The sequence below is a fragment of the Luteitalea sp. genome (assembly GCF_044337415.1).
Taxonomy (GTDB): Bacteria; Acidobacteriota; Vicinamibacteria; order Vicinamibacterales; family Vicinamibacteraceae; genus Luteitalea.
The window spans coordinates 1-6,810 of the sequence record NZ_JBIINP010000204.1 but is presented as its reverse complement, the minus strand read 5'-3'; the positions used below and the strand labels follow the sequence as shown (position 1 = coordinate 6,810).

7 protein-coding genes are annotated in these 6,810 nt (G+C 70.2%); 3 read left to right on the top strand and 4 right to left on the bottom strand.

What is annotated here, in order from left to right:
* Positions 1-158: 158 nt before the first annotated feature.
* Together ACIRDX_RS18985 and ACIRDX_RS18980 are read left to right on the top strand one after the other, a co-directional pair.
* Positions 159-773: a non-canonical purine NTP pyrophosphatase gene (locus ACIRDX_RS18985; protein ID WP_396627011.1), complete on the top strand. Its 615-nt coding sequence runs from the start codon at positions 159-161 to the stop codon at positions 771-773.
* Positions 774-818: 45 nt separating this feature from the next.
* Complete coding sequence (locus ACIRDX_RS18980) at positions 819-998, top strand: hypothetical protein (RefSeq protein WP_396627010.1); 180 nt, start codon at positions 819-821, stop codon at positions 996-998.
* Positions 999-1,124: 126 nt separating this feature from the next.
* Here the strand turns inward: ACIRDX_RS18980 and coaA are convergent, their stop codons facing one another.
* From coaA to ACIRDX_RS18965, 3 genes are all read right to left on the bottom strand, one after another.
* Positions 1,125-2,072: a type I pantothenate kinase gene (gene coaA, locus ACIRDX_RS18975; protein ID WP_396627009.1), complete on the bottom strand. Its 948-nt coding sequence runs from the start codon at positions 2,070-2,072 to the stop codon at positions 1,125-1,127.
* 37 nt (positions 2,073-2,109) lie between these two features.
* On the bottom strand, positions 2,110-3,513 hold the full coding sequence (locus ACIRDX_RS18970; protein ID WP_396627008.1) for a diguanylate cyclase domain-containing protein: 1,404 nt from the start codon (positions 3,511-3,513) through the stop codon (positions 2,110-2,112).
* Between the two features lie 94 nt (positions 3,514-3,607).
* Entirely contained in the window at positions 3,608-4,405 is a 798-nt protein-coding gene (locus tag ACIRDX_RS18965; RefSeq protein WP_396627007.1) for a GNAT family N-acetyltransferase, read from the bottom strand.
* 233 nt (positions 4,406-4,638) lie between these two features.
* Here ACIRDX_RS18965 and ACIRDX_RS18960 point away from each other — a divergent pair, with 233 nt between their 5' ends.
* Positions 4,639-5,985 carry a Gfo/Idh/MocA family protein gene (locus ACIRDX_RS18960; RefSeq protein ID WP_396627006.1) on the top strand — a complete coding sequence of 449 codons (1,347 nt, stop codon included), beginning with the start codon at positions 4,639-4,641 and terminating at the stop codon, positions 5,983-5,985.
* A 106-nt stretch (positions 5,986-6,091) separates the two neighbouring features.
* Here the strand turns inward: ACIRDX_RS18960 and ACIRDX_RS18955 are convergent, their stop codons facing one another.
* Positions 6,092-6,622: a RidA family protein gene (locus ACIRDX_RS18955; RefSeq protein WP_396627005.1), complete on the bottom strand. Its 531-nt coding sequence runs from the start codon at positions 6,620-6,622 to the stop codon at positions 6,092-6,094.
* Positions 6,623-6,810 lie beyond the last annotated feature (188 nt).

Here is a 6,810-nt window from a genome sequence, read left to right as displayed (position 1 = left end):
CGCTTCATCGAGGTGCAGGGCACGGCAGAGAAGGAACCATTCCCGCGCGCCGTGCTCGACCAGTTGCTCGACCTCGGCAGCAAGGGCATCGACGAGCTCATCACGCTGCAGGCCGCCATCGTCGGCCCGCTGCTCAAGGTGACGCTGCCGACGAAGGCATGAGCATGTCCGTGCGCCTGCTCGTGGCGACGAGCAATGCCGGCAAGATGCGCGAACTCGCCGCGCTCTTCGCCGACCTGCCCGTGACGCTGCTCTCGCTGAAGGATCTGCCCGCCGAGATCCCGCCGCCCGACGAGACCGGTGAGACCTGCGCCGACAACGCGCGCCTCAAGGCCACCGCCTATGCCGTGGCGTCGGGCCTGCCCTGCCTGGCCGAGGACTCCGGATTCGAGGTCGAGGCGCTCGGCGGCGCGCCCGGGGTGCGGTCGGCACGCGTGCCCGGCGGCAGCGACGAGGCCCGCAACGCGTGGGTGTATGCGCAGCTGGACGCGCTGGGCAGCCGCGAGTCGGCAGCCCGCTTCGTCTCGGTGCTGGCGCTGGCGCGCGCCGACGGCGAAATCCTCCATGTCGCCGAGGGCGAGGTCGCCGGGGTCATCGCGCCCGAGCCGCGCGGCACGAACGGGTTCGGCTACGACCCGATGCTCTACTATCCGCCGCTCGGCCGCACCTTCGCGGAACTGACGATGGACGAGAAGGCCTCGGTGAGCCATCGCGGCCGCGCGTCGCGTCTGATGCACGACTGGATTCGCGCGCATGTCGACGCGCTCGGGTAGCCTGCAGCCCGTGGCCCAACGCCTGTCCGCGACCTGGATGCCCTGATGGAACGTCGCCTGTGGTTCGGCGCAGCCATGATCTGCGCCTTCGGCTCGATCTTCGCCGGCATGTTCGGCCTGCAATGGGTGCAGTATCCGCTCATCGGCCTGGCCGTCGTCGCCGTGTTCCTCGCCTTCCGCGCCGATCCGCCGCCACCGGTGGAAGACCCCAGAAGACGCTCGTAATTTGAAATTCGACATTTGAAATGCCGGGGACTCGGTCTTCGACCTTCGTCCTCGCGAGTGCACACGCGTTCGCAAGGCGGAAGGCCGGAGGCCGACGCCCGGGAATTTCGCATGTCTGATTTCGAATTACACCCGCCGCAGCTGGACCTGCTCCACCACGTGCCTCGGGCCCTTGGTCAGGATCAGGTGGGCGCGCATGCGCGTCGGCTGGATGTTCTCGCGGAGGTTGGGCGCGTTGATCTCGGCCCAGATGCGCGCGGCCGTGTCGCGCGCCTGCGTCTCGTCGAGCGACGCATAGCGGTGGAAGTACGAGTCGGGGTCCTGGAAGACCGTGTCCACCAGGCGGAGGAAGCGCGAGACGTACCACTGCTCGATGTCGTGCTCGGCGGCGTCCACGTAGATCGAGAAGTCGAAGAAGTCCGACGCGAACAACTGGTCGGTGTCGCGCTGGTGCGGCGGCGCCTGCAGCACGTTCAACCCCTCGACGATCACCACATCGGGCTGTCGCACCGTCTGCACGTGGCCCGGCACGATGTCGTAGCGCTGGTGCGAGTACACCGGGGCATGCACCTCAGGCACGCCGGCCTTCACGTCGGCGAGGAAGCGCACCAGGCGTGACCGGTCGTAGCTCTCGGGGAAGCCCTTGCGCTTCATCAGCCCGCGGCTCTCGAGCACGGCGTTCGGGAACAGGAAGCCGTCGGTCGTGACCAGGTCCACCGACGGGTGCGTCGGCCAGCGTGACAGCAGCGCCTGCAGGATGCGCGCGGTCGTGCTCTTGCCCACCGCCACGCTGCCCGCCAGCCCGATGATGAACGGCACCTGCTGCGCGTCGTCTCCCAGGAAGGTGTGGGTGGTGCGGTAGAGGCCCTGCGATGCACTCACATAGAGATTCAGCAGGCGCGAGAGCGGCAGGTAGATCTGCACGACCTCGTCGACCGACAGCGCGTCGTTGAGGCCGCGCAGGGCCGCCACGTCGGCCTCGTCGAGCGTCAGCGGCGTGCTGTCGCGCAGGTGCGACCACGCGGCGCGGTCGAAGGTGAGGAACCGCGAGAGCGCGGTGGCGGCGGTGGTCATCGGGGCCCCATCAGGATGCGGCCCGGCCTGGGCAATGTCAAAACGGCGACGACCCCGACGGTCCCGTCGCACGCCGCCAGCGACGGCCTCCGTCCCCCTTGGCCGCGTACAGCGCACGGTCGGCGGCATCCATCGCCGCCTCCAGCGACGTGCCTCGCGGCGCGATCGCCACGCCAAGGCTGGCGCCGACACACACCTCCTGCCCAAGGATGGTCATCGGCGTCGCGATCGCGGCCACGAGCGCGTTGGCCAGCACCTCGGCGTCGCCGTCGTGGGTCACGCCCCGCTGCACCACCACGAACTCGTCCCCGCCGAGCCGGACCACCTCATCGTCTTCGCGGGCGCGCTGGCGCAGTCGCCGCCCCACTTCCTGGAGCACGAGGTCGCCCGCCACGTGCCCGAGGGTGTCGTTCACCGGCTTGAAGCCGTCGAGGTCGATGTAATGAATCGCCGTCAGACCGTCGCGATCACGGCGGCTCGGCTCCTCCCGCAGGACCACCTCCAAGCGGCGGCGGTTGGCGAGCCCGGTCAGCACGTCGGTGTCGGCCCGGCGCCGCAGGTCGTCCACCACGAGTTCTTGCGAGAGATCCTGCAGCGTCCCGATGCCGAGCAGGCCGCGGCCGATCTCGCGCGCACGGAACTCCATGGCCAGTTCCGCGGGGAACTGCACGCCGCTCGGGCGCACGCACGTCACGCGCACGGTCCACTTCGCGGGGTCGAGGCCCCGCATGGCCTCGCGCACCACCGCGCGATCGGTCGCCGCCACCAGCGACAGCAGGCCATCGAGCGTCGAGGGCGGCGCGACGGGCGCCCCGAAGAGCGCGCCGAACATGCTGTCGAACGTCAGCCGGTCCTCGTCGCGGTCGTACTCGAGCCCGCACACGCCGTCCAGGCGCTGCAGCTGCGCGAACCGGTGGTCCCGGTTCATGTAGCGACCGAACTGCCGGCGCTGCCGCATCACGGACCACACCCGCCGGGCGACGAGTTCGAGCCGCTGCACGTCATCTGCGTCGTAGTCGTCCGGCTTGTTGCCGACGCCCACGAGCAGCCGCACCAGCCCCTCGTCGACGACGGGCACGCCGAGGTGCCGCACGAGGGTGGCGTGCCCGTGCGGCAGTCCCCGCTTGTCGGGCGTACTGGCGTAGTCGTTGTGGATGCAGGGCTGGCGGAGCCGGAAGGTGTCGGCCCAGATGCCAGCCACCGTCACCGGGTAGTGGCGGTCGTACACGGCCGCGCAGAACGCGAGCGTGTCGCGCGACCACACGCCCAACTCGATCGTCTCCTGGTCCTCGTTGAGGAAGTGCAGGTAGGCAATACGCGAACCGGTGACCGCCTGGGCGATTTCCACGCCCGCCTGGGCCAGTTCGGCCTCGGAACGCTCGATCGTGAGGATCTCGAGGGCCTCGAGCGCCTTCACGAGCAGTGCCTGAGAGGCATCCATATGCAAAGCCAGCCATCACGGCCGGAAGGAGCCGCGCAGTCTTGGTCAGTCTACGCCTGACGCTGTCTCATGCCGAGACCAGCGCCCTGCTGTGTCAGGCCCCGGTGAAGGCCTCGAACGACACGGCGTGCTCGTACCCCATGCGTTGGTAGACGGGTTGCCCTGCCGGCGTGGCGTGCAGCACGGTGCGCGTGATGCCCCACTCGGTCTTCGCCTCGGCAAGTGCGCGGCGCATGACGGCCTCCGCATAGCCCTTGCGCTGGTGAGCCGGGTCGGTGGCCACGAGCGCGACGTAGGCGACGTCGTCGATCGCCGCCACGCAGGCCGACGCCACGGGGGTGGTGCCGAGCATGCCGACGACGCCGAGCATGTCCTTCCAGATGTCGGGCACACCGGTCACCGCCCGGCAGATGTCGGAGGGCATGCCATACGCGGCGGCGTTGATGTCGCCGACGGCCTCCCGCAGGGCCTGCGTCTCTACCACCTTGAAGGTCAGCGCGGGTGGCGGAGGGGCGGGTGCCGTGAGCGCCTCGGCGGCCATGCCGTGCATCCGCATCATCGGTTGCAGGCCCGCCGCCGTGCAGGCCTCGGTCAGGCGCGGACGCAGCGCCTCCGGCACGAAGTGGTCCGACACGACGAACATCCAGTGCAGGTCGTGCCGCCGGAAGGCCGACGCGGCCTCGGCGATGCGGGCGGCGAGATCGGCCTCGTCGACCACCGGCGCCGTCACCAGCGCGACGTTCATGAAGGGCAGCGCGGAGCGCCCGTTGGCGATGAGCAGCCCTGGCAGGCGCGTGGCGCCCCCGCCGGGCAGGTGCTTGGCGAAGTACGTCCACGTGTGCTGGAACAGGCGATTGGACTCCTCGACGAGCGAGGACGGGGCATGCGGCATGACGAGGCCTCCACGACGGTGCAGGGGCACCTGCGGAAGGTTATCGGCCGCGCGCGGTCGTGGGGATAGCGCCGGGCGAGGCCCCCGGGTCGCCGCTAGCGCTCGCCCACAGCCAGGGTGAGGACCGTGGCGATGCAGAGGAAGCGCATGAAGAGCTGGTACGACGTCGACCGAGGGCGGTGGACGCTCAGGGGCACGCAAAACCCCCGAGGACGGCGTATTGTAGGGGCGCCATGCCCCATTCCATCGACCGCCGTTCGTTCCTCAAGTCCGCGTCGGCCGGCCTCGGCGCCGGCCTCGTCGTCCCTGCCGTCGCCTCTGCGGCGCCGGCCATCCGCCTGCAAGCCGGGCCCGCCGCCGACCGCGTGCGTGTCGCCATCATGGGCGTCAACAGCCGCGGCGCGCAGTTGGCCAAGGCGTTCCTCAACACGCCGGGCGCCGTCATCACGACCATCTGCGACGTCGACACGCGCGCCGCGGCGCGCGCCATCGAGATGATCGCCGCGGCCGGCGGCGGCACCCCCGTCGCCATGCCCGACATCCGCAAGGTCGTGGAATCGCGCGACGTGGATGCCGTGGCAATCGCGGCGCCCGACCACTGGCATGCGCCGGCCGCCATCCTGGCGCTGAACGCCGGCAAGCACGTCTACGTGGAGAAGCCCTGCAGCCACAACCCCGCCGAGGGCGAGTTGCTCGTGGCGACGCAGAAGCGGACCGGCAAGGTCGTGCAGATGGGCAACCAGCGCCGCTCGTGGCCCAACGTGCAGAAGGCGATCGCGCTCGTGCACGGCGGCCGCATCGGCCGCGTGTACAACGCGCGCACCTGGTACGCCAACTCGCGGGCGTCGATCGGGCTGGGCAAGCCTGCGGCGGTGCCTCCGTGGCTCGATTTCGAGTTGTGGCAGGGTCCGGCGCCGCGGCGGCCGTTCCTCGACAACCTGGTGCACTACGAGTGGCACTGGCGCTGGCACTGGGGCACGGGCGAATCGGCCAACAACGGCACGCACATGTTCGACCTCGCCCGCTGGGGCCTGCAGGTGGAGCACCCGACGCGCGTCACGTCGGCGGGTGGCCGCTACCACTACAGCGACGACTGGGAGTTCCCCGACACGCAGGTCGTGACGCTCGAGTACCCGGGCCGCAAGATGATCAGCTGGGAGTCGATGAGCGCCAACGGCTACAAGCCGCAGGGCAACGGGGTGGGCGTCACGTTCCACGGCGAGCAGGGCTCGCTGATGATCGACGGCGATGGCTACACCATCTACGACCTGAAGGGCGGCGTGGTCGAGGAGGTGAAGACCGATCCTGGCGCGACCACCAGCCAGGTGGGACCGGCCGTGCGCCTCGATGCGCTGCACACCGTCAACTTCCTCGACGGCATCCGCGGCAAGGCGCAGCTCTTCACGCCCATCGACGGCGGCCACGTGAGCACGATGATGGCGCACCTCGGCAACATCGCCTGGAAGACGGGCCGCACGCTGACGTGCGACCCGGCGACGGGCCGCATCCAGCAGGACGCGGACGCGATGAAGCTGTGGGGGCGGGAGTACGAGCGCGGGTGGGCGCCGAAGGGCGTCTAGCGACGCCGTTCGGCGACCAGCGGCGCAATGCTGCGATGCCGCGATGCCGGGAATGTCGAGGGGGCTCGGCATCTCCCGCAGTCGCGGCAGTCGCGGCATGGTCTCGTCACTCGACGAGCGCGATGCAGTCGATCTGGATGAGCACGTGATCGCGTCCCTGCTCGTTCACGCCGCACCCGCTGTACGACCGGGCGGGCGGCGGGTCGGGAAAGTGCCCGCGGTAGCCCTCGTTGACCAGCGGCAGGTTGCGGTTCGGATCGGCGATGGTCATGTGCACCTTCAGCACGTTGGCCATCGACGACCCCGCCTGCTCCAGGATCATCTTCATCGCGCGGAGGGCACTGTCGGTCTGGACCCTCGCGTCGCCGGGGTCGGGCCGGTCTTCGGGGTACCACCCGCCGATCCCCGCCAGGAACACCAGCGGCCCCGACCGGACCGCGTGCGACAGCAGCGGGTTGGGCGCCTTCCGATCCTTCCGCGTGATGGCGACCTTGCGCGGCCCCCAGCCGGGGACCTGCGCCGATGACGACTGCGCTGCCCTGACTGGCGCTCCCGTCCCAGCCAACGTGGCCAGGCCAGCCGTCATCGCGGCACGACGTGAAGGACGACGGGAACTGGAACTGCGAGGCTCAGCCATGGCGCGGAATGCTATACCCGGGTGCCGGGTATCGGGTATCGGGTATCGGGTACAGGTCGGCTACAGGCCACGGGCTGCAGGCGACCCGAAGCCGAACCGGCGCAGGCAGCCTGTGGCCCGCAGCCTGTGGCCAGTCGCCCGCGGCCTACCTGTGGCGCTGTTCGGCGTGAGGCCGTCGAGGTGCCCGC

Excerpts from the sequence above, each read along its gene's own strand:
- coaA (WP_396627009.1), bottom strand. The coding sequence starts at position 2,072 with ATGACCACCGCCGCCACCGCGCTCTCGCGGTTCCTCACCTTCGACCGC.
- ACIRDX_RS18970 (WP_396627008.1), bottom strand. The coding sequence starts at position 3,513 with ATGGATGCCTCTCAGGCACTGCTCGTGAAGGCGCTCGAGGCCCTCGAG.
- ACIRDX_RS18965 (WP_396627007.1), bottom strand. The coding sequence starts at position 4,405 with ATGCCGCATGCCCCGTCCTCGCTCGTCGAGGAGTCCAATCGCCTGTTC.
- ACIRDX_RS18985 (WP_396627011.1), top strand. The coding sequence starts at position 159 with ATGAGCATGTCCGTGCGCCTGCTCGTGGCGACGAGCAATGCCGGCAAG.
- ACIRDX_RS18955 (WP_396627005.1), bottom strand. The coding sequence starts at position 6,622 with ATGGCTGAGCCTCGCAGTTCCAGTTCCCGTCGTCCTTCACGTCGTGCC.
- ACIRDX_RS18980 (WP_396627010.1), top strand. The coding sequence starts at position 819 with ATGGAACGTCGCCTGTGGTTCGGCGCAGCCATGATCTGCGCCTTCGGC.
- ACIRDX_RS18960 (WP_396627006.1), top strand. The coding sequence starts at position 4,639 with ATGCCCCATTCCATCGACCGCCGTTCGTTCCTCAAGTCCGCGTCGGCC.